Genomic DNA, 17,649 nt, shown 5'->3' with positions numbered 1-17,649 from the left:
CGAGGTGCATGACCCGCCTGACTGCGGCGGCGACGGCTAACCGAGCTGCGCCCGCAGCCACTCCTCCACCTCACCCACATGCGCGGCCGCCGCCGCTCGCGCCGCCTCCGGGTCGCGGGCGGCCAGGGCGCGGTGGATGGCGGCGTGTTCGCGGCGGGTTCGGGTGAAGGCGCCCTCCTCCTGGTAGCCGCGCCAGACGCGGGCGCGGAAGGTGCGGGAGGACAGGCCCTCCAGGATGGCGGCCATCGTGTCGTTGCCCGCGGCGGCCGCGATCTCGCGGTGGAAGGCGAGGTCGTGGGCGAGGATCTCCTCGGGGTCGTCGGTGGCGTTCATGGCCGCCAGGTGTTTCTCCACCTCGGCGAGCCGGCCGTCGGTGATGCGGGCCGCGGCGAGTGCGGTCGCCGTGGACTCGAGGATGCGGCGCACCTCCAGGAGTTCCACCAGCTGTGGGCCCCGGGACAGGTCCGCGACCACGCCGAAGGTCTCCAGCAGGTCGCCGGCTTCCAGCGCGGTGACGTAGATGCCGGAACCGTGGCGGGCCTCCAGGACGCCCATGACCGTCAGCGCGCGGATCGCCTCGCGCATCGAGCTGCGGGAGATGCCCAGCCGGGCCGCCAGGTCGCGCTCGGTGGGCAGGCGCTGGCCCGGCTCCAGGCGGCCCTCGGCGATCATCGCCTTGATCTGCTCGATGGCGCGCTGGGTCACCGTGCCCTTCTGTGGGGCTTCCTCGTCCACGCCGCTCCTCCCGTCGCTGGGTGCGTCGCAGTCTAACCAGAGGATTGGTCGGACCACTATGCATGGCAGAGCAGGAAAATTGATGCTGGAGGGTGTTCCGGCGGCAGAGTGGTCTGATAAGTATCCAGGCATCTGCTCGAACACCCTCGACGAGGAGCCGCGAGATGCCCGTCAGAACAGCGAGGAAGCAGAACAGGTCACGGATCACCGGCGTGGCGGCCCTGGCCGCCTGCGCCTCGCTGCTGCTCACCGCGTGCGGCAGTACCAAGGACACCGGCGCGTCCGGCGCGGGAGGCGGAGGCGGATCCGGCGAGGTCGGGGTGATCCTGCCCCTGCTGACCTCGCCGTTCTGGCAGTCGTACAACGACTACGTGCCGAAGATGGCCAAGTCCGAGGGTGTCGACGCGCTGAAGACGGTCAACTCCAACAGCGATCCCTCGCAGCAGATCACCGACATCAACAACGAGCTGAACCAGGGGGTGAAGGGGCTGGTGGTCGCGCCCCTGGACAGCGCCGCCATCCAGGCGGGACTCGACCAGGCCGAGCGCAAGGGCGTGCCGGTCGTCGCCGTGGACGTCGCACCCGACAAGGGCAAGGTCGCCATGGTGGTGCGCGCGGACAACGTCGCCTACGGCGAGAAGGCCTGCGACTATCTCGGACAGCACGTCACGAGCGGCAAGGTCGTGCAGATCATGGGCGACCTCGCCTCGGTCAACGGCCGTGACCGCTCCGAGGCGTTCCGGGCCTGTGTGAAGAAGAAGTACCCGAAGCTCAAGGTGCTGGAGATCCCCGCCAAGTGGGAGTCCGACACCGCGGCCGCCAAGCTGGACACACTGCTGGGCGCCAACCCCGACATCAAGGGCATCTACCTGCAGGCGGGTGGCGTGTACCTCGCGCCGACCCTGCAGACCCTGAAGTCGAAGAACATGCTGAAGACGGCCGGCCAGAAGGGCCACATCGCCATCGTCTCCAACGACGGCATCCCGCAGGAGTTCGACGCCATCCGCAAGGGGCAGATCGACGCCACCGTCTCCCAGCCCGCCGACGCCTACGCCCGGTACGGCATGTACTACATCAAGGCGGCGATGGCGGGGAAGACGTTCGCGCCCGGTCCCACCGACCACGGCTCGACCATCGTGAAGCTGCCCAGCGGCATCCTCGAGGACCAGTTGCCCGCACCCCTGGTCACGAAGAAGAACGTCGACGATCCCGAGCTCTGGGGCAACACGGTCAAATGAGCGCACCTCTCGTTGAAGCCGAGGGCATCGTCAAGCGGTACGGCCCCACGGTCGCCCTCGCCGACGGCCGGCTCACCGTCCACCCCGGCGAGTCCCACGCACTCGTCGGCCGCAACGGAGCGGGCAAGTCCACGCTCGTCAACGTCCTCACCGGACTCCAGGCACCGGACGAAGGCACCGTACGCTTCGACGGCGAGCCCGCACCCGCGCTCGCCGACCGGGACGCCTGGCGCCGCAAGGTCGCCTGCGTGTACCAGAAGCCCACGGTCGTACCGGAGTTGACGGTCGCCGAGAACCTCTTCATCAACCGGCAGCCGCTGCAGCGGGGCTTCATCAGCTGGCGTCGGCTCCGGCAGGCGGCCGCCGACCTGCTCGCCACCTGGGACGTGCACGTCGACCCCGAGGCCCGCACCGCCGACCTCAGGGTCGAGGACCGTCAAATGGTGGAGATCGCCCGGGCATTGAGCTTCGGCGCACGGTTCATCGTCCTGGACGAGCCGACCGCCCAGCTCGACAACCGGGAGATCGAGCGGCTGTTCAGCCGGATGCGCGCCCTGCAGGACTCCGGCGTCACCTTCCTGTTCATCTCGCACCACCTCCAGGAGGTGTACGAGGTCTGCCGGACGGTGACCGTCCTGCGCGACGCCCGCTGGATCACCACCGCCCCGGTCGCCGAACTGCCGCGCGCGGCGCTGGTGGAGGCCATGGCCGGGGAGACCGTCGCCGAGCGGGCCGCGACCGTGCGGGACACGGTGGCCGACGACGCGCCGGTCGCCCTGGAAGCGCACGGGCTGTCGTCGGAGTCGTACCGGGACATCGACCTCACCGTCCGGCACGGCGAGGTCGTCGGACTCGCCGGCTCCAGCGGCAGCGGGAAGATCGAGCTGGCCGAGTCCCTCACCGGACTGCACACCCCGACCGGCGGTACGGCCCGGCTCGACGGCAGGCGACTCCCGTTCGGCGACGTCCGGGCCGCGCTCGGGGCCGGTGTCGGCTGCGTCCCCCGGGACCGGCACGAACAGGGACTCGTGACCGGGATGAGCATCGGCGACAACGCCACCCTGAGCGTCCTCGGCCGCCTGGGCCGCTACGGCTTCGTCGGCACCCGGCGCAGACGCGCTGTCGCCACCGACCTGATCGAACGCCTCGACATCCACGCCGAGGGTCCCGACCAGCCCGTCTCCGACCTCTCCGGCGGCAACGCGCAGAAGGTCGTCATGGCCCGCGCCCTGGCCTCCGACCCGCGGCTGCTCGTCCTGATCAACCCCACCGCGGGTGTCGACGTGAAGTCCAAGGAGTCCCTGCTGGCCCGGATGGACAGCGCCCGCGAGGACGGCACCGCCGTGCTCGTCGTCTCCGACGAACTCGACGACCTGCGGCGCTGCGACCGCGTCCTCGTCCTCTTCCACGGCCGGATCGTCGCCGAGCACCCGGCGGGCTGGCACGACCACGAGCTGATCGCCTCCATCGAAGGAGTGGACCATGGCTGACGGATCGACCTCGGCTGCCGGATCGACCAAGGCTGAAGGAGCGGACCATGGCTGACACCAAGGCCCCGCCGCTCACGCCCGTCAAGGTCCAGGGCCCCGGCTCGGCCAAGGCCGTCCTGCTCCGCCGCGCCCGGGAACTCGCCCTGCTCCCAGCCCTGTTGCTGCTGATGGTGCTGGGTGCGTTCGTCAACGACTCCTTCCTGACCGAGCGCAACATCATCTCGATCCTCGGCGCCTCCGCGGCCCTCGCCCTGGTGGTGCTCGCCGAGTCGCTCGTCCTGATCACCGGGAAGTTCGACCTGTCGCTCGAATCGGTGGTCGGCATCGCGCCCGCCGTGGGCGCCCTGCTCGTCCTGCCCTCGGCCCAGTCCGGCTGGGGCACCGAGTGGCCCACCGCGCTCGCCCTGGTCGCGATCCTCGTCGTCGGCGCGGCGATCGGTGCCCTCAACGGCATCCTCGTGGTGAAGTTCAGGCTCAACGCCTTCATCGTCACCCTGGCGATGCTGATCATTCTGCGCGGGCTGCTGGTAGGCGCCACCAAGGGCAAGACGCTGTTCGGGATGCCCGACGCGTTCTTCTCCCTCGCGACGACGACCTTCCTGCGCGTGCCGATGTCCGTGTGGCTGGCGGCGCTCGCCTTCGCGGTCACCGGACTCCTCCTGCGCTACCACCGCGTCGGCCGCGCCCTGTACGCCATCGGCGGCAATGCGGACGCGGCCCGCGCGGCCGGTATCCGCGTCGAGCGCGTGATGCTCGGCGTGTTCGTCGTCGCCGGTGCCCTCGCCTCCGTCGGCGGCCTCCTGCAGACCGGGTACGTCGGCGCGATCAGCGCCAACCAGGGCAACAACATGATCTTCACCGTGTTCGCGGCGGCCGTGATCGGCGGCATCAGCCTGGACGGCGGCAAGGGCACCATGGCCGGCGCCCTCACCGGCGTCCTCCTGCTGGGCGTCGTACAGAACCTGCTGACCCTCGCGCAGGTGCCCTCGTTCTGGATCCAGGCCATCTACGGCGGGATCATCCTCGTCGCCCTCATGATCGCCCGCGCGACGACGGGCCGGGCCCAGGACTGACCTCGCCCCAACTGTCCCCCGACCGAAAGGACTTCAGTGTCCGAGGCCCCCGCCCGCATCACCGCGGTCGACACCCACGACATCCGTTTCCCCACCTCGCGCGAGCTGGACGGCTCCGACGCGATGAACCCGGACCCCGACTACTCGGCGGCCTACGTCGTCCTGCGCACGGACGCCGCCGACGGGCACGAGGGGCACGGGTTCACCTTCACCATCGGGCGGGGCAACGACGTCCAGGTCGCCGCGATCGACGCGCTGCGGGGCCATGTCCTCGGCCGCCCGGTCGAGGAGGTCTGCGCCGACCCCGGCTCGCTCTTCCGGGACCTGATCGCCGACAGCCAGCTGCGCTGGCTCGGCCCCGAGAAGGGCGTGATGCACATGGCGATCGGGGCCGTCGTCAACGCCGTCTGGGACCTCGCCGCCCGCCGGGCCGGCAAGCCGCTGTGGCAGTTGCTCGCCGACGCCGAACCGGAGTGGCTGGTCAGCCAGATCGACTTCCGCTACATCACCGACGCGCTCACCCCCGAGGAGGCCCTCGACCTGCTCGGGCGTGGCAGTCAGGGCGCCGCGGACCGCCGGGCCCGGCTGCTGGAGCGCGGCTTCCCCGCCTACACGACCTCTCCCGGCTGGCTCGGCTACGACGACGACAAGCTCACCCGGCTCGCCGCCCGGGCCGTCGCCGACGGCTTCCGGCAGATCAAGCTCAAGGTGGGCGCCGACCTGGCGGACGACGTACGGCGCTGCCGGGTCGCCCGCGCTGTCGTCGGACCGGACGTCCGCCTCGCCGTCGACGCCAACCAGCGCTGGAACGTGGACGAGGCGATCGCCTGGACCAAGTCGCTCGCCGAGTTCGACCCGTACTGGATCGAGGAGCCCACCAGCCCCGACGACGTCCTCGGCCATGCGACCATCCGCCGCGCGGTGACACCTGTCAAGGTCGCCACCGGCGAACACGTCCACAACCGCATCATGTTCAAGCAGATGCTCCAGGCGGGCGCCCTCGACATCGTGCAGATCGACGCGGCCCGCGTCGGCGGGGTCAACGAGAACCTCGCGATCCTGCTGCTCGCCGCCAAGTTCGGCGTCCCCGTCTGCCCGCACGCCGGCGGGGTCGGCCTGTGCGAACTCGTCCAGCACCTGTCGATGTTCGACTACCTGGCGGTCTCCGGCACCACCGAGGACCGGGTCATCGAGTACGTCGACCACCTCCACGAGCACTTCCTCACCCCCGTGGTGATCCGCGACGGCCACTACACGGCCCCCACCACGCCGGGCTTCTCGGCGGCCATGCGCCCCGAGTCCATCGCGCGGTACACCTACCCCGGCGGCACCTTCTGGGCCGCCGACCCGGACACGCAGAAGGGACAGGCGGCATGAGCGACTTCGCGGGCCTCAGGGCCCTGGTCACCGGCGGCGCCTCCGGGATCGGCCGGGCCACGGCCGACCTCCTCGCCGAACGCGGCGCCCAGGTCGCCGTGCTCGACCTGGACCCGTCCTCGGTGGACAAACCCCTCCTCGCCCACCGGGCGGACGTCAGCGACGACACCTCGGTGCGTATCGCCGTCGAGCGGGCCGCCGAGGCCCTCGGCGGTCTCGACGTCCTGGTCAACAACGCCGGCATCGGCGCCCAGGGCACCGTGGAGGACAACGACGACGAGGAGTGGCGGCGCGTCTTCGACGTCAACGTCCTCGGGATGGTCCGCGTCGCCCGCGCCGCTCTCCCGCATCTGCGCCGCTCCCGGCACGCGGCGATCGTCAACACCTGCTCCATCGCCGCCACCGCGGGCCTGCCGCAGCGCGCCCTCTACAGCGCCACCAAGGGCGCCGTGTACTCCCTGACCCTGGCCATGGCCGCCGACCACGTCCGTGAGGGCATCCGCGTCAACTGCGTCAACCCCGGTACGGCGGACACCCCGTGGGTCGGCCGGCTGCTGGACGCGGCCCGCGACCCCGCCGCCGAGCGCGCCGCCCTGGAGGCCCGCCAGCCCTCCGGCCGGCTCGTCTCGGCGGCCGAGGTCGCGGGCGCCATCGCCTACCTGGCCAGCCCCCTCTCCGGCGCCACCACCGGCACCGCCCTCGCCGTCGACGGCGGAATGCACGGCCTCAGGCTGCGCCCGGCGGGCCGGTGAACCGCCTGGGCCGCAGCGGCGTCGAGGTCAGCCCGCTGGGCTTCGGCGCCGCAGGGATCGGCAACCTGTACACCCCGATGGACGACGAGCAGGCGTACGAGGCCGTACACGCCGCCTGGGCGCGAGGCATCCGGTACTTCGACACCGCGCCCCACTACGGCCTCGGCCGGTCCGAACGGCGCCTGGGCGCGGCCCTGCGGGCGTACGACCGCGCCGCGTACACGGTCTCCACGAAGGTCGGCCGCCGCCTGGAACCCGCCGACGGCACCGGAGACGACCTGGCGAACGGCTTCGCCGTCCCCGCCGACCACCGCCGCGCCTGGGACTTCGGCGCCGACGGCATCCGCCGCACCCTGGAGGCGAGCCTGGACCGGCTCGGCCTCGACCGGGTGGACGTCGTCTACCTCCACGACCCCGACGACCACGCCGAGCAGGCCTTCCGCGAGGGCTATCCCGCCCTGGAGAAGCTCCGTTCGGAGGGCGTCGTGGGCGCGATCGGCGCGGGCATGAACCAGGCGGAGATGCTCACCCGGTTCGTCCGCGACACGGACGTGGACGTGGTGCTCTGCGCGGGCCGGTACACCCTGCTCGACCAGAGCGCGGCGGTCGAGCTGCTGCCCGAGGCCGCGTCGCGGGGGGTGTCGGTCGTCATCGGCGGCACCTTCAACTCGGGCCTGCTGGCGGATCCGACCCCCGAATCGACGTACAACTACACGTGTGCCCCAAAGGAGTTGCTGGACCGCGCCCTGCGCCTGAAGGTGGTCGCCGCCCGGCACGGCATCACCCTGCGCGCCGCCGCCCTGGCCTTCTGCGCCGCGCACCCTGCCGTCGCGAGCGTCCTGGCCGGCGCCCGATCGGCAGCCGAAGCACACGACTGCGCCGAGCAGTTCGCCACCCCCGTGCCGCCCGCCTTCTGGCAGGAGCTGCGCGACACCGGTCTGCTGCCGTCCGAGGAGCCGTCATGAGAGTCGCCCTGCACACCAAGGTCCGCGCCCATCGCATCGCCGACTACGAGGCGGCGCACCGCGAGGTTCCGAAGGAACTCACCGACGCCATCCGCGCCGCCGGAGCCACCTCGTGGACCATCTGGCGCAGGGGCACTGACCTCTTCCACCTCCTGGAGTGCGAGGACTACGGCCGGCTCCTCGCCGCACTCGAAGAGCTGCTGGTCAACGTCGCCTGGCAGGCCCGGATGGCCGAGCTGCTCGACGTCGTGCACGACTACTCGCAGGGCGGCGCGGAAGCCGGGCTGCCCGTCGTCTGGGAGCTGCCGTGACGGTCGACGCCCACCACCACGTCTGGGACCTGTCGGTCCGCGACCAGGACTGGATCCAGGGCCCCGGACTCCAGCCGCTGAGAAGGAACTTCACCCTCGCCGACCTGGAACCCGAGGCGCGGGCGGCCGGAGTGGACCGCACCGTCCTCGTCCAGACGGTCACCGTCCCCGAGGAGACGCCCGAGTTCCTGGCCCTGGCGGCCGGACACGACCTCGTCGCGGGCGTGGTCGGCTGGACCGACCTCACCCGCCCCGACCTCGCCGGCGAACTGGCCCGGCTGCGCGAACTCCCCGGCGGCCCCTACCTGAAGGGCATCCGCCACCAGGTCCAGGGCGAGCCCGACCCGCAGTGGCTGCTGCGGGCCGACGTACGGCGCGGCCTGGCCGCCGTGGCCGAAGCGGGCCTGGTCTACGACCTCGTGGTCCTGCCCCATCAACTCCCGGCCTGCGCCGAGGCGGCCGCTGAGCTGCCTCAACTCACTTTCGTCCTGGACCACTTGGGCAAGCCGCCCATCAGCTCGGGCGAACGCGAACCCTGGGCCACGGCCCTGCGCGCCCTGGCCGCCCTCCCCAACACCGCCGCCAAACTCTCCGGCCTGGTCACGGAGGCCGACCCCACCTCCTGGACGACCGACGACCTGCGCCCGTACGCGGAGACCGCCCTGGAGGCGTTCGGCCCCGACCGCCTCATGTTCGGCTCCGACTGGCCGGTGTGCACGCTCGCGGCCACCTACGAACAAGTCCACAACGTCGCAGGGGAGTTGACGTCAGGTCTGAGTGCGGCCGAGCGCACCGCCCTGTACGAGGGCACCGCGAGCCGGGTCTACGACCTCTGAGCCATCCGGGCCAGCCGCGTGGGCGGCAGCCAGTCCCGTACGTACACCCGCTCCCAGCACGCTCCTGTCTCCCGCAGCTCCTGCCAGGTGGTGTACCGGTAGCGGAAGAGGCGGGCGCGGATGAAGCGGGGCGGGGTGTCCGGTGGGAAGGGGGAGCGGCGCAGCAGCTTCAGGGTGTCGCGGTCGTTCTCCAGCAGCCGCTCCACCAGACCGCCGAACCATTCGCCGGCGTAGGCGGGGGACAGCGCGGCGAACCACATCAGCCAGTCCAGGCGCAGATGGTAGGGCGCGAACTGGCGTGGCCAGTGCCGGGGATCGCCGGGCTTCCCCTTGAACTCGTACTCCCGCCACTCCGAGTCCTCCCGCGGCATGTCGTCCAGCGTGCCCTCGACCACCACCTCGTGGCGGATCCGGCTGACGCTGCCGAACGCGCCGTAGGTGTTCACCAGGTGCAGCGGGTCGAAGGAGCGGTTCATGACCTGGCGCCGGGAGATCATGTTCGTCACCGGGTGGTAGCTCAGGTAGACCAGCAGCGCGCCGACCGCGAGCACCACGATCTCGTACCAGAGCGGTGCCGCGGGCACGGACGGTGCCGTGGCGGGCAGCCGCAGCGCGGACAGGGCCACGACGATGGCGATCCAGTTCAGCCAGGAGAAGTTGCCCGACAGCACCAGCCACAGCTGGGTGACGATCATCAGCGCGGCGGCGGCCGAGGCGATCGGCTGGGGAGTGAACAGCAGAACGGGCACGACCAGCTGGGTGAAGTGGTTCGCGGCGACCTCCACCCGGTGCAGCGGCTTCGGCAGGTGGTGGAAGAACCAGCTCAGCGGGCCCGGCATCGGCTGCGTCTCGTGGTGGTAGTACAGGCACGTCAGCTTCCGCCAGCACGCGTCGCCCCGGAGCTTGATCAGCCCGGCGCCGAACTCGACCCGGAACAGGATCCAGCGCAGCAGGAACAGGACGACGACCGGCGGCGCGACCTCGTCGTTGCCCAGGAAGGCGGCCAGGAAGCCGACCTCCAGCAGCAGCGACTCCCAGCCGAACGCGTACCACGTCTGGCCCACGTTGACGATCGACAGGTACAGCGCCCACGGCACCAGCCACAGCAGGATGGCGCTCCACAGCGGCAGCAACGAGTCCGCGCCGGCCAGCAGGGCCGCCGACACCGCGCAGCCCGCCCAGGCACACGCCGCGAAGAAGCGGTCCGAGTAGTGCAGGTGGAACAGGCTCGGGGCGCGTCTGAAGGGGATCCGCGCCGTGTAGCGGGGGATCGGCAGCATGCCGCGCTCGCCCAGCAGGGCCCGGAACTGCAGGGCGGCCACCAGGAACGCGACGAGGTACAGACCGGCCAGGGCCCTCTGGAAGACCAGCCGGCTCAGCCAGTAGTCGGGTGCGGTGAACCAGTCCACGGCGGTGCGCTCCTGCCTCCATTGTCGCCGCCGCGACGATGGTGTCCCAGCGGTGCTCGTCACTCCAGGTACCGCGCGTCTTCGTGTGCGTAACCGCCGCAGCTGGGAGCCAGCGGTCGAAGAATCGGACAAACCCTGGCAAGGTTGCCCCATGGCTGATCGGGCAGCGAGTGCCCTGTCACTCCCGGAGGACTGGCCCGCCCACCCGGATCCGATCCTGGCGCTCAACCGTATGGGCAGCTTCGACTGGGACCTGGACACCGGTCTGTTCAGCATGGACGCCCAGGCGCACGAGATCTTCGACCTGCGCCCCGACGAGTACGACGGCCACCCCGAGCACCTGGCCGTACGGGTGCCCGCCGCGGAGGGCCACCGCCTCGACCTCCTGGTGGCCCAGGCCATCAAGGACGGCCGGGAGAACTACGGCGCGTACTTCCGGGTCCGGCGCCGTGACGGCACCCTGCGCTGGACCCACACCCAGGGCTACATACGGCGCGACGAGACGGGCCGCCCGCGCCGGATCATCGGGATCATCCGGGACGCCACCGACGAGCTGAGCGAACGCGTGGTCCGCAAGGGCGCGGCCGCGCAGGCCGCCGCCCGGCGCGACCAGACAAACGTTGTCCAGGTCGCCACTGCCGCCCTCGCCCACGCCCGCACCGTCCAGGACGTCATCGACGTCGTCACGGACGCCCAGGGCCTGACCCTGCTCGGCTCCACCAGCCTGGTCCTCGGTCTGGTCGAGGCCGGCCGCATCCGGCTGGTCGCCGAGGGCCCCGCGGGCACCTACGTGCCCGGCACCCGCATCACCCGGATCGACGAGCCGTACCCGATGGGCGAGGCGGTGCGGACCCTCAGCCCGTGCTTCATCGAGTCGGCGGACGAGTTCTCCGAACGCTTTCCCATCCTGTGGCCGCACATCACCGACATGCACATCACCTCGGCCGCCTATCTGCCGCTGATCGCCCAGGCCCGCCCGATCGGCGCGATGGGCCTGCTCTACAACGACCGCAGCGGCTTCTCACCCGAAGAGCGCAACGTCCTCGTCGCCCTCGGCAGCAGCATCGCGCAGAGCCTGCAGCGGGCCATGCTCTACGAGCAGGAGAAGGACCTCGCCCAGGGCCTCCAGCAGGCCATGCTGCCCCGCACCATCCCGAGCGTCCGCGGCGCCGACGTCGCCGTCCGCTACCGCGCCGCCACCGCCGGGGGCACCCTCGGCCGGGACATCGGCGGCGACTGGTACGACCTGATCCCGCTGCCCGGCGGCCGGGTCGGCGCGGTCATCGGCGACGTACAGGGCCACGACACGCACGCGGCGGCCGTGATGGGCCAGCTGCGCATCGTGCTGCGTGCCTACGCCGCCGAGGGACACACCCCGGCCACCGTGATGGCCCGCGCCTCCGTGTTCCTGCACGAACTCGACACCGACCGCTTCGCCACCTGCCTGTACGCGGAGGCGGACCTGTCCACCGGGGTCGTCCAGGTGGTCCGGGCCGGGCACATCGACCCGCTGATCCGGCACGCCGACGGCAGCTGCCACCGGATCCCCGTCGAGGGCGGGCTGCCGCTCGGGCTCTCTGCGGAGTTCGGCCGCCTCGAGTACCCCGTCTCCACCCTCGAACTCGACCCGGGCCACACCCTGCTGCTGTGCACCGACGGGCTGGTCGAGCAGCCCGGCGCCGACCTCGACGACGGTCTCGAAGCCCTCACGAACCTCATCACCAAGGGCCCGGACGAGGTACGCGACCTCGCCACCCGGCTGATCGAGGTGGCCGAGGAGCGGGGCGGCGACGACGACGTGGCCCTGCTCCTGCTGCGCCGCCGCGTCCCGGAGGCCCCGCGGCCCGGCGGCCGGCTCCAGCAGCATGTGGCACCCGGCGACCCCGAGGCCCTCGTCCGGGCCCGGCACATGATCTGCGCCGCGGTCCGCTCCTGGGGCGCCCGGGACCGCGCCGACGAGATCGAGCTGGTCGCCGACGAACTCATCACCAACGCCCTGATGCACACCGAGGGCTCCGCGATCGTCACCCTGCGGGTCCTCGAAGGCAGCGGCCGCCGGCTGCGCGTCGAGGTCGAGGACTCCTCCAGTGCCCTGCCGCGTCGCCGCGACGCCGGGGAGGACGGGGTCTCCGGGCGCGGACTGCTCCTCGTCGACCGGCTCGCCGACGTGTGGGGCGTGGAGGCGCGCGGCGGTGGCAAGTGCGTGTGGTGCGAGTTCCTGGTGTACGAGCACGCCTGACCACAGGGGCCCCGGATGGCACTCTGGACGTATGCCGGAACTCCCCGAGGTGGAAGCCCTCAAGGACTTCCTGACCGAGAACCTGGTCGGCCATGAGGTCGTACGGGTGCTGCCCGTCGCGATCAGCGTCCTGAAGACGTACGACCCTCCGGTCGGCGCGTTCGAGGGCAGCGAGGTCACCGCCGTGCACCGGCACGGGAAGTTCCTCGACATCGAGGGCGGCACCGGCCTGCACTTCGTCACCCATCTGGCCCGCGCGGGCTGGCTGCAGTGGAAGGACCGGCTCCCGGACGGCCCGCCGCGCCCCGGGAAGGGCCCCCTCGCCCTGCGCGCGGCCCTGGAGACCGGCGCCGGCTTCGACCTCACCGAGGCCGGCACCCAGAAGAAGCTCGCCGTGTACATCGTCCGTGACCCGCAGGAGGTGCCCGGCGTGGCCCGCCTCGGCCCGGACCCGCTCGCCGCCGACTTCGACGAGGACCGCTTCGCCGCCCTGCTGAAGGACGAACGGCGCCGGATCAAGGGCGCCCTGCGCGACCAGAGCCTGATCGCGGGAGTGGGCAACGCCTACAGCGACGAGATCCTCCACGCGGCGAGGATGTCCCCGTTCAAACTCGCCGCGTCCCTGACCCCGGAGGAGACCGAGCGGCTCTACGCGGCGCTGCGCACCACTCTCGCCGAGGCGGTCGAACGCTCCCGGGGCCTTGCCGCGGGACGCCTGAAGGCGGAGAAGAAGACCGGCCTGCGCGTGCACGGCCGCACCGGCAAGCCCTGCCCGGTCTGCGGCGACACCGTCCGCGAGGTCTCCTTCAGCGACTCCTCGCTCCAGTACTGCCCGACCTGCCAGACGGGCGGCAAGCCACTGGCTGACCGGAGGATGTCGCGGTTGCTGAAGTAGTCGGCCCGTTCACAGGTGCTGGGTCACGATGTTGTAGGCGATGCTCATGAGGACGGTCAGGACGAAGACCGGCATCGCGCAGCGCCTCGCCGCCGAGGCCATGGAACGCGTGGCACTCTTCGCCCCCGGGGTGTAGCGCTTGCGCCGCGCGCTGAGATCGCGCCGGGCGAACGCACCGAGGACGAGCGCCGCCGTCGAGGTGATCAGGGCGGTGATGAGGGCCGTGATCACTCCGTGGTGATGGGCGGACGTCGCGAATGTCTCTTCCGGTCCCACCCTGAGGCCTTCCTCGGCGTAGACCGTCGCCACGACGGCCACGATCCAAGTGATCACCGAGGTGACGCCGAGGGCCAGGGCTGCCGCCGCCAGTGCGGGGGCGAGCAGGAGTCTGGACTCGGGCCGGTGCGTGAGGCCCGGCTCTTTGCCCTCCCTGCCCGTGGGCTTCTCGTCGGGCGGCTTCTCGGGCGGTGGCGGCACCACCTCTGCCTCGACACGAACGACGGCGTCGTCGGCGACCCCATTCAGCATGATGTCGCCGGCCAGACGTCCCTCGGCGGACGTGTCGACACCGACAGTCAGGCCGTCGGCGGACTCCTCGACCTGCAGCCACTTGCCCGTCGCCTGGGCCACGCAATGGCGGGCCAGGGGGATGCCCTGAAGGGTCACGGACTGCTGCGGCACACCGGCTCCCTGGGGCACCCGGCCGAAGTCCAGGCGGGCCGGGGAGGGCTTGAGGCGGGCGTCCTGCAAGGCGCTGAGCGCCTCGTCCGCGACCTGCCCGGTGTCCTCGCGGACCACGGCCTCCAACGCCTGGCGCGCTCCTTCGGCGATGGAGAGGTTCTCGCTCCGCATCCGCATGTGCAGGTCCCGGACGGCGCCGCGGCGGGCGAATTCGTCCCTTCTCCGCAGGGCGTCCTGCACGCGAGACGGGATGGGGGTGGGCTCGAGCACGATGGTGTGGTGCCGGCTGTGGGCCACCTGCATGCGTCCCTGCATCTGGACGGTCTTGCTCGGAGTCTGGTTCGGGTTCCGGTCCTGCACATGCTCGTGGATGTAGTCGTACAGCTCGTCGAGGTGGATCTCACCGTCGTGGTCGAGGTCGGCGTCTCCGGACTCGAGGCCCTCCACCACCGCGTGGGTGAACACCGACGGCAGCGCGGTGCTGCCCTCGGTGAGTTCGTCGCCCTCGAAGGCGAACTCCATCGAGTTCGACGCCGTGATGACAGCCCAGCCGCGCCCCCCGCTCGGATTCTCTCCCGCGAAGTGGTCGAGGACGTTCATGTCATGGGACGCCTTCATGGAAGCACCCTTGGAGAAGGCGCCTCCGTAGCAGCAGTCGAGGAACAGCGCAGTGCGGCCCGCCAGTGTGCGGGACATGCACCGGTGGACGAAATCGGCCGAGACTCCCGTTGCCTCGAGCAAACGGTGCTCGGTGTCGGCGGCGGCGAAGTACAGCTCGCCCGATTCGTTCTTGATCCCGTGGCAGGAGAAGTGCAGCACCAGCGTGTCGTTGCGGCGGCGGTCCTTGAAGAAGCCTTCGATGCGTTTCCGCATGGCCTGCCCCGAGGCGTTCCTGAGCACATCCACCTCGAAGTCACCGATCTGCGGATTGCGCAGAACTCCGGAGAGGGCGTCGGCATCGTGCCCCGGCGCTCTCAGCTGCTTGAGGCCCTGATCCTCGTACGTGTCGTTGGCGATGATCAGTGCGTGCCGGGACTCGCTCATGTCTGGGTCCCCACCGCGGAATGCTTCTCGAGGAAGATCCTCACAGCCTCGGCCACCTGCTCGTCCGTCGCCGCCGAGATCTCCAGTGTGTCGCCGTCCAGCGTCAGGGTCAGTGACGGGCGCTCGTCACCGAACCGGCCCAGCCAGTCACGGAGCACGCCGACCACCTGGCTCAGCCCGGTGAGGGACTTACCCAGACCCACCAGCAGGGAGCCGACCAAGGCGATGTCCAGGCATCGTGCCCCGGGCGGGACCTCTCCGGCGGGGGCGGCCCGGACGTCCTCGACCACGCCGAGGTCGAGCAGTTCCTCGCGCAGATAGCCGGTCAGCCGCGCCACGCGCTCGGCTTCCGCGCCCTCTTCGGAGAGGCAGATCATCACTTGGTTTTCCACCGGCCCAGCCCCTTCGTTCGTGCTCCCAGGGGCGACGTGGAGCGCTCCAGCCGGTGGCTCCACGTCCTCGTCTACAGTCTCTGCCCATGGCCGCGCGACAGCAAATCCGTTGCCGCGCAACGTGATTGACGCTTCAACGAGGCGTTCAGTCGGCGTCGACCGACACCAGCGGCTGGCCGTCCGAGGTGCGCACCTCGTAGCGGGCGATCTCGTCGGGATGCATGGTGGAGCCCGCCGTGGTCGTGGTCGTGCCGGTGTCGTGGGCGTCCACTTTCCAGCCGCTGACGACCTGCTCGGACCCGTCGTTGCCGATGACGACCAGCCGGCAGGTGTGCGGCCCGGAGCCGTCCTTCACCTCCAGCCGCATCCGGCTGCCGGAGTATCCGTCCTCGGTGGTGACCTGCGCCCACACGCCCGTCTTCGGGTCGGTCGCCGCGGTGACCCGGGCGGCGGGCTCCTCGTTGCCGGCGTAGGCCAAGAGGCCCGGTCCGGCCACGGCCAGCACCACCGAGGCGGCCAGGCCGTACAGGAAGCGACGGCGTCGTGCCCGGTGCCGGTGTGCCAGTTCGCCCATCAGCCGGTCGATCAGTCGGGGACCGGGCTGGGCCATGGGGTGCACGAAGCGCGGCGTGGAGCGGCGGTACAGCATCAACTGCCGTGCCGTGGGACCGAATTCGGTCACCTGTGCCGCGCACTGAGGGCACTCCATGAGGTGGTCCTCGAAGCGGAAGGCCTCCGCCTCGTCCAGCACGCCGAGCGCGTACGCGCCGACGTCGCGATGCCTTTCCAGGGACCTCATGCCGAATCCTCGTGCCTATGGGTGTGGGTGGGGTTACTCCTTGCTCCCATCCGTACGCAGCCGACAACCGAATCACTCAAGGCACACACCGAATCGTGACCAAGAGATTCGGAGCCGCCCGGCCCGCGGATTGGTCTGAATTCGAGACGACTCAGAAAAGATGGATCGCCAGGTGTCCGAGGGGCAGTCCGAGCCGCCAGGCCGGGGTCCACACCTTCGGCCCGTCGTCCTCGCCGAACACCGCACCGCCGCCCGGCACCGCGTCCAGATCGGGCGCCAGCAGCTCGGTCTCCTCCAGCCAGCGCCAGGCCTCGGCCGCCAGCGCCAGGTCCGGCGACGGCGCGGCGGCCGCGGCCTCCTCGCCGGCCAGCTGGGTCATCCGCTCGCGCACCCACTCCTGCCACGGCTGGTCGTACGCCGTCAGCGACAGCCAGTTCTCCAGCTGCGAGATCACCCGGATCCCGGACAGCTCGCCGTCGGTGTCGGAGAGGAAGACGGTCAGTGCCAGCGCGTCCCGGCCGGCCCGGAACTCGAAGGACGTCGGCGGCATCAGGTCGCCGGTGCGCAGCAGTTCGTCGGCGATGTACTCGGCGTACAACCAGGCCATGGGAACGGCCAGTTCACCGCCGCCGGTGCCGTCCGTGCTCTCGTGCCCTCTGTGCAGCATCCCTTCCTGCCTTCCTCCGGTGCGTGCGTGTCGCCCGAGACCCCGGACCCAGTGCGGGCGGTCCCCGTCCGGAACACGGATGAGGACAGCTGATTGCCCGAACGGGGGTCACAGCAAGGCGCTTTACCGAGGTTTGACCCAGCCTTCGGTTTCACCGCAGGTCGGTCGCGTATCCCGGAAGGACCCGGCGCAGGGCACGCAGCGCGTAGTACGCGCGAGACTTCACGGTACCGGGTGGAATTCCCAGGGTTTGCGCCGCTTCCGCCACACTGGCCCCGCGGAAGTACACGAGTATCAGGACGTCACGGTGTTCCGGCGTGAGTGTCTTCACAGCCTCCCGGACATCGAGCGTCGCGGCGGCCCGCTCGGCGTGGTCGGCGGTCACCCGTGCGTTCTCGGGCACCTCGTCGCCGACCTCGGACGGCCGCGCCTGCCGGGCCCGCCGCGCGTCGATCGCGAGGCGCCTGGCGACGGTCAGCAGCCAGGGCCGTACCGAGTCGAAGGCGTCGGCGTGCAGGGCCTCGGGGTGCTGCCAGGCGCGCAGCAGGGTCTCCTGTACGAGGTCCTCGGCGCGCTGCCGGTCCCCGTCGCTCAGCCTGAGCAGCAGCGCGAACAGGGGACCGCCGTGCTCGCGCTGGAGTGCGGCGAGCTCGTGCTCGGCGGTCGTCGTCCCGTGGGTGAGTGAGGTTCCGGCCGTCATGGCCGTATGGCAGCGCAGGGCGGAGCCGGGGGACAGGAGGCGCACA

General features: G+C 71.1%; 17 protein-coding genes. 10 read left to right on the top strand and 7 right to left on the bottom strand.

The annotated features are described in order from the left end of the window. Positions 1-36: 36 nt before the first annotated feature. Positions 37-735: a FadR/GntR family transcriptional regulator gene (locus tag ACIRVH_RS42160; protein WP_403965219.1), complete on the bottom strand. Its 699-nt coding sequence runs from the start codon at positions 733-735 to the stop codon at positions 37-39. A 164-nt stretch (positions 736-899) separates the two neighbouring features. Here ACIRVH_RS42160 and ACIRVH_RS42155 point away from each other — a divergent pair, with 164 nt between their 5' ends. Genes ACIRVH_RS42155 through ACIRVH_RS42120 form a run of 8 tightly spaced genes read left to right on the top strand, consistent with a single transcriptional unit; the run spans position 900 to position 8,777 of the window. Beyond that, a complete protein-coding gene (locus tag ACIRVH_RS42155) occupies positions 900-1,973 on the top strand; it encodes a sugar ABC transporter substrate-binding protein (RefSeq protein ID WP_403965217.1) in 1,074 nt (357 codons plus the stop codon). Continuing rightward, positions 1,970-3,463 (top strand): sugar ABC transporter ATP-binding protein, encoded by a 1,494-nt coding sequence (locus ACIRVH_RS42150; RefSeq protein ID WP_403965215.1) that lies wholly within the window; start codon positions 1,970-1,972, stop codon positions 3,461-3,463. Before ACIRVH_RS42155 ends, ACIRVH_RS42150 begins: the two co-directional genes overlap by 4 nt. Before the next feature lie 47 nt (positions 3,464-3,510). After that, positions 3,511-4,536 carry an ABC transporter permease gene (locus ACIRVH_RS42145; protein ID WP_403965213.1) on the top strand — a complete coding sequence of 342 codons (1,026 nt, stop codon included), beginning with the start codon at positions 3,511-3,513 and terminating at the stop codon, positions 4,534-4,536. A gap of 36 nt (positions 4,537-4,572) precedes the next feature. Continuing rightward, complete coding sequence (locus ACIRVH_RS42140; protein ID WP_403965211.1) at positions 4,573-5,913, top strand: L-fuconate dehydratase; 1,341 nt, start codon at positions 4,573-4,575, stop codon at positions 5,911-5,913. Then, complete coding sequence (locus ACIRVH_RS42135; RefSeq protein WP_403965209.1) at positions 5,910-6,665, top strand: SDR family NAD(P)-dependent oxidoreductase; 756 nt, start codon at positions 5,910-5,912, stop codon at positions 6,663-6,665. Before ACIRVH_RS42140 ends, ACIRVH_RS42135 begins: the two co-directional genes overlap by 4 nt. Further along, a complete protein-coding gene (locus ACIRVH_RS42130; RefSeq protein WP_403965207.1) occupies positions 6,662-7,630 on the top strand; it encodes an aldo/keto reductase in 969 nt (322 codons plus the stop codon). Before ACIRVH_RS42135 ends, ACIRVH_RS42130 begins: the two co-directional genes overlap by 4 nt. Continuing rightward, complete coding sequence (locus ACIRVH_RS42125; RefSeq protein ID WP_403965204.1) at positions 7,627-7,941, top strand: L-rhamnose mutarotase; 315 nt, start codon at positions 7,627-7,629, stop codon at positions 7,939-7,941. The genes ACIRVH_RS42130 and ACIRVH_RS42125 overlap by 4 nt, the downstream gene beginning before the upstream one ends. Then, positions 7,938-8,777 (top strand): amidohydrolase family protein, encoded by an 840-nt coding sequence (locus tag ACIRVH_RS42120; protein ID WP_403965202.1) that lies wholly within the window; start codon positions 7,938-7,940, stop codon positions 8,775-8,777. The genes ACIRVH_RS42125 and ACIRVH_RS42120 overlap by 4 nt, the downstream gene beginning before the upstream one ends. Here ACIRVH_RS42120 and ACIRVH_RS42115 read toward each other — a convergent pair. Beyond that, positions 8,765-10,186, bottom strand: a complete 1,422-nt coding sequence (locus ACIRVH_RS42115; RefSeq protein WP_403965200.1) for a lipase maturation factor family protein — start codon at positions 10,184-10,186, stop codon at positions 8,765-8,767. The two genes, ACIRVH_RS42120 and ACIRVH_RS42115, sit on opposite strands and share 13 nt — an antisense overlap. A 151-nt stretch (positions 10,187-10,337) precedes the next feature. Between ACIRVH_RS42115 and ACIRVH_RS42110 the strand changes: the two genes are divergently transcribed. Together ACIRVH_RS42110 and ACIRVH_RS42105 are read left to right on the top strand one after the other, a co-directional pair. Then, complete coding sequence (locus ACIRVH_RS42110; RefSeq protein WP_403965198.1) at positions 10,338-12,425, top strand: SpoIIE family protein phosphatase; 2,088 nt, start codon at positions 10,338-10,340, stop codon at positions 12,423-12,425. 31 nt (positions 12,426-12,456) lie between these two features. Further along, complete coding sequence (locus ACIRVH_RS42105; RefSeq protein WP_403965196.1) at positions 12,457-13,320, top strand: Fpg/Nei family DNA glycosylase; 864 nt, start codon at positions 12,457-12,459, stop codon at positions 13,318-13,320. A 9-nt stretch (positions 13,321-13,329) separates the two neighbouring features. Here the strand turns inward: ACIRVH_RS42105 and ACIRVH_RS42100 are convergent, their stop codons facing one another. From ACIRVH_RS42100 to ACIRVH_RS42080, 5 genes are all read right to left on the bottom strand, one after another. Next, positions 13,330-15,045 carry a caspase domain-containing protein gene (locus ACIRVH_RS42100; RefSeq protein WP_403965194.1) on the bottom strand — a complete coding sequence of 572 codons (1,716 nt, stop codon included), beginning with the start codon at positions 15,043-15,045 and terminating at the stop codon, positions 13,330-13,332. After that, positions 15,042-15,437, bottom strand: coding sequence for a hypothetical protein (locus ACIRVH_RS42095; RefSeq protein ID WP_403965192.1), 396 nt, complete (start codon positions 15,435-15,437; stop codon positions 15,042-15,044). The genes ACIRVH_RS42100 and ACIRVH_RS42095 overlap by 4 nt, the downstream gene beginning before the upstream one ends. Before the next feature lie 145 nt (positions 15,438-15,582). Next, positions 15,583-16,236: a zf-HC2 domain-containing protein gene (locus ACIRVH_RS42090; RefSeq protein ID WP_403965190.1), complete on the bottom strand. Its 654-nt coding sequence runs from the start codon at positions 16,234-16,236 to the stop codon at positions 15,583-15,585. Between the two features lie 151 nt (positions 16,237-16,387). After that, positions 16,388-16,903 (bottom strand): hypothetical protein, encoded by a 516-nt coding sequence (locus tag ACIRVH_RS42085; RefSeq protein ID WP_403965188.1) that lies wholly within the window; start codon positions 16,901-16,903, stop codon positions 16,388-16,390. Between the two features lie 151 nt (positions 16,904-17,054). After that, positions 17,055-17,603, bottom strand: coding sequence for a sigma-70 family RNA polymerase sigma factor (locus tag ACIRVH_RS42080; RefSeq protein WP_403965186.1), 549 nt, complete (start codon positions 17,601-17,603; stop codon positions 17,055-17,057). Positions 17,604-17,649: the final 46 nt, after the last annotated feature.

The organism is Streptomyces sp. NPDC101165 (assembly GCF_044768135.1).
Taxonomy (GTDB): Bacteria; Actinomycetota; Actinomycetes; order Streptomycetales; family Streptomycetaceae; genus Streptomyces.
The sequence above is the reverse complement of the archived record's forward strand: the minus strand, read 5'-3'. Positions and strand labels throughout refer to the sequence as shown.

Excerpts from the sequence above, each read along its gene's own strand:
- ACIRVH_RS42135 (WP_403965209.1), top strand. The coding sequence starts at position 5,910 with ATGAGCGACTTCGCGGGCCTCAGGGCCCTGGTCACCGGCGGCGCCTCC.
- ACIRVH_RS42150 (WP_403965215.1), top strand. The coding sequence starts at position 1,970 with ATGAGCGCACCTCTCGTTGAAGCCGAGGGCATCGTCAAGCGGTACGGC.
- ACIRVH_RS42125 (WP_403965204.1), top strand. The coding sequence starts at position 7,627 with ATGAGAGTCGCCCTGCACACCAAGGTCCGCGCCCATCGCATCGCCGAC.
- ACIRVH_RS42085 (WP_403965188.1), bottom strand. The coding sequence starts at position 16,903 with ATGCTGCACAGAGGGCACGAGAGCACGGACGGCACCGGCGGCGGTGAA.
- ACIRVH_RS42145 (WP_403965213.1), top strand. The coding sequence starts at position 3,511 with ATGGCTGACACCAAGGCCCCGCCGCTCACGCCCGTCAAGGTCCAGGGC.
- ACIRVH_RS42155 (WP_403965217.1), top strand. The coding sequence starts at position 900 with ATGCCCGTCAGAACAGCGAGGAAGCAGAACAGGTCACGGATCACCGGC.
- ACIRVH_RS42090 (WP_403965190.1), bottom strand. The coding sequence starts at position 16,236 with ATGAGGTCCCTGGAAAGGCATCGCGACGTCGGCGCGTACGCGCTCGGC.
- ACIRVH_RS42100 (WP_403965194.1), bottom strand. The coding sequence starts at position 15,045 with ATGAGCGAGTCCCGGCACGCACTGATCATCGCCAACGACACGTACGAG.
- ACIRVH_RS42105 (WP_403965196.1), top strand. The coding sequence starts at position 12,457 with ATGCCGGAACTCCCCGAGGTGGAAGCCCTCAAGGACTTCCTGACCGAG.
- ACIRVH_RS42080 (WP_403965186.1), bottom strand. The coding sequence starts at position 17,603 with ATGACGGCCGGAACCTCACTCACCCACGGGACGACGACCGCCGAGCAC.
- ACIRVH_RS42110 (WP_403965198.1), top strand. The coding sequence starts at position 10,338 with ATGGCTGATCGGGCAGCGAGTGCCCTGTCACTCCCGGAGGACTGGCCC.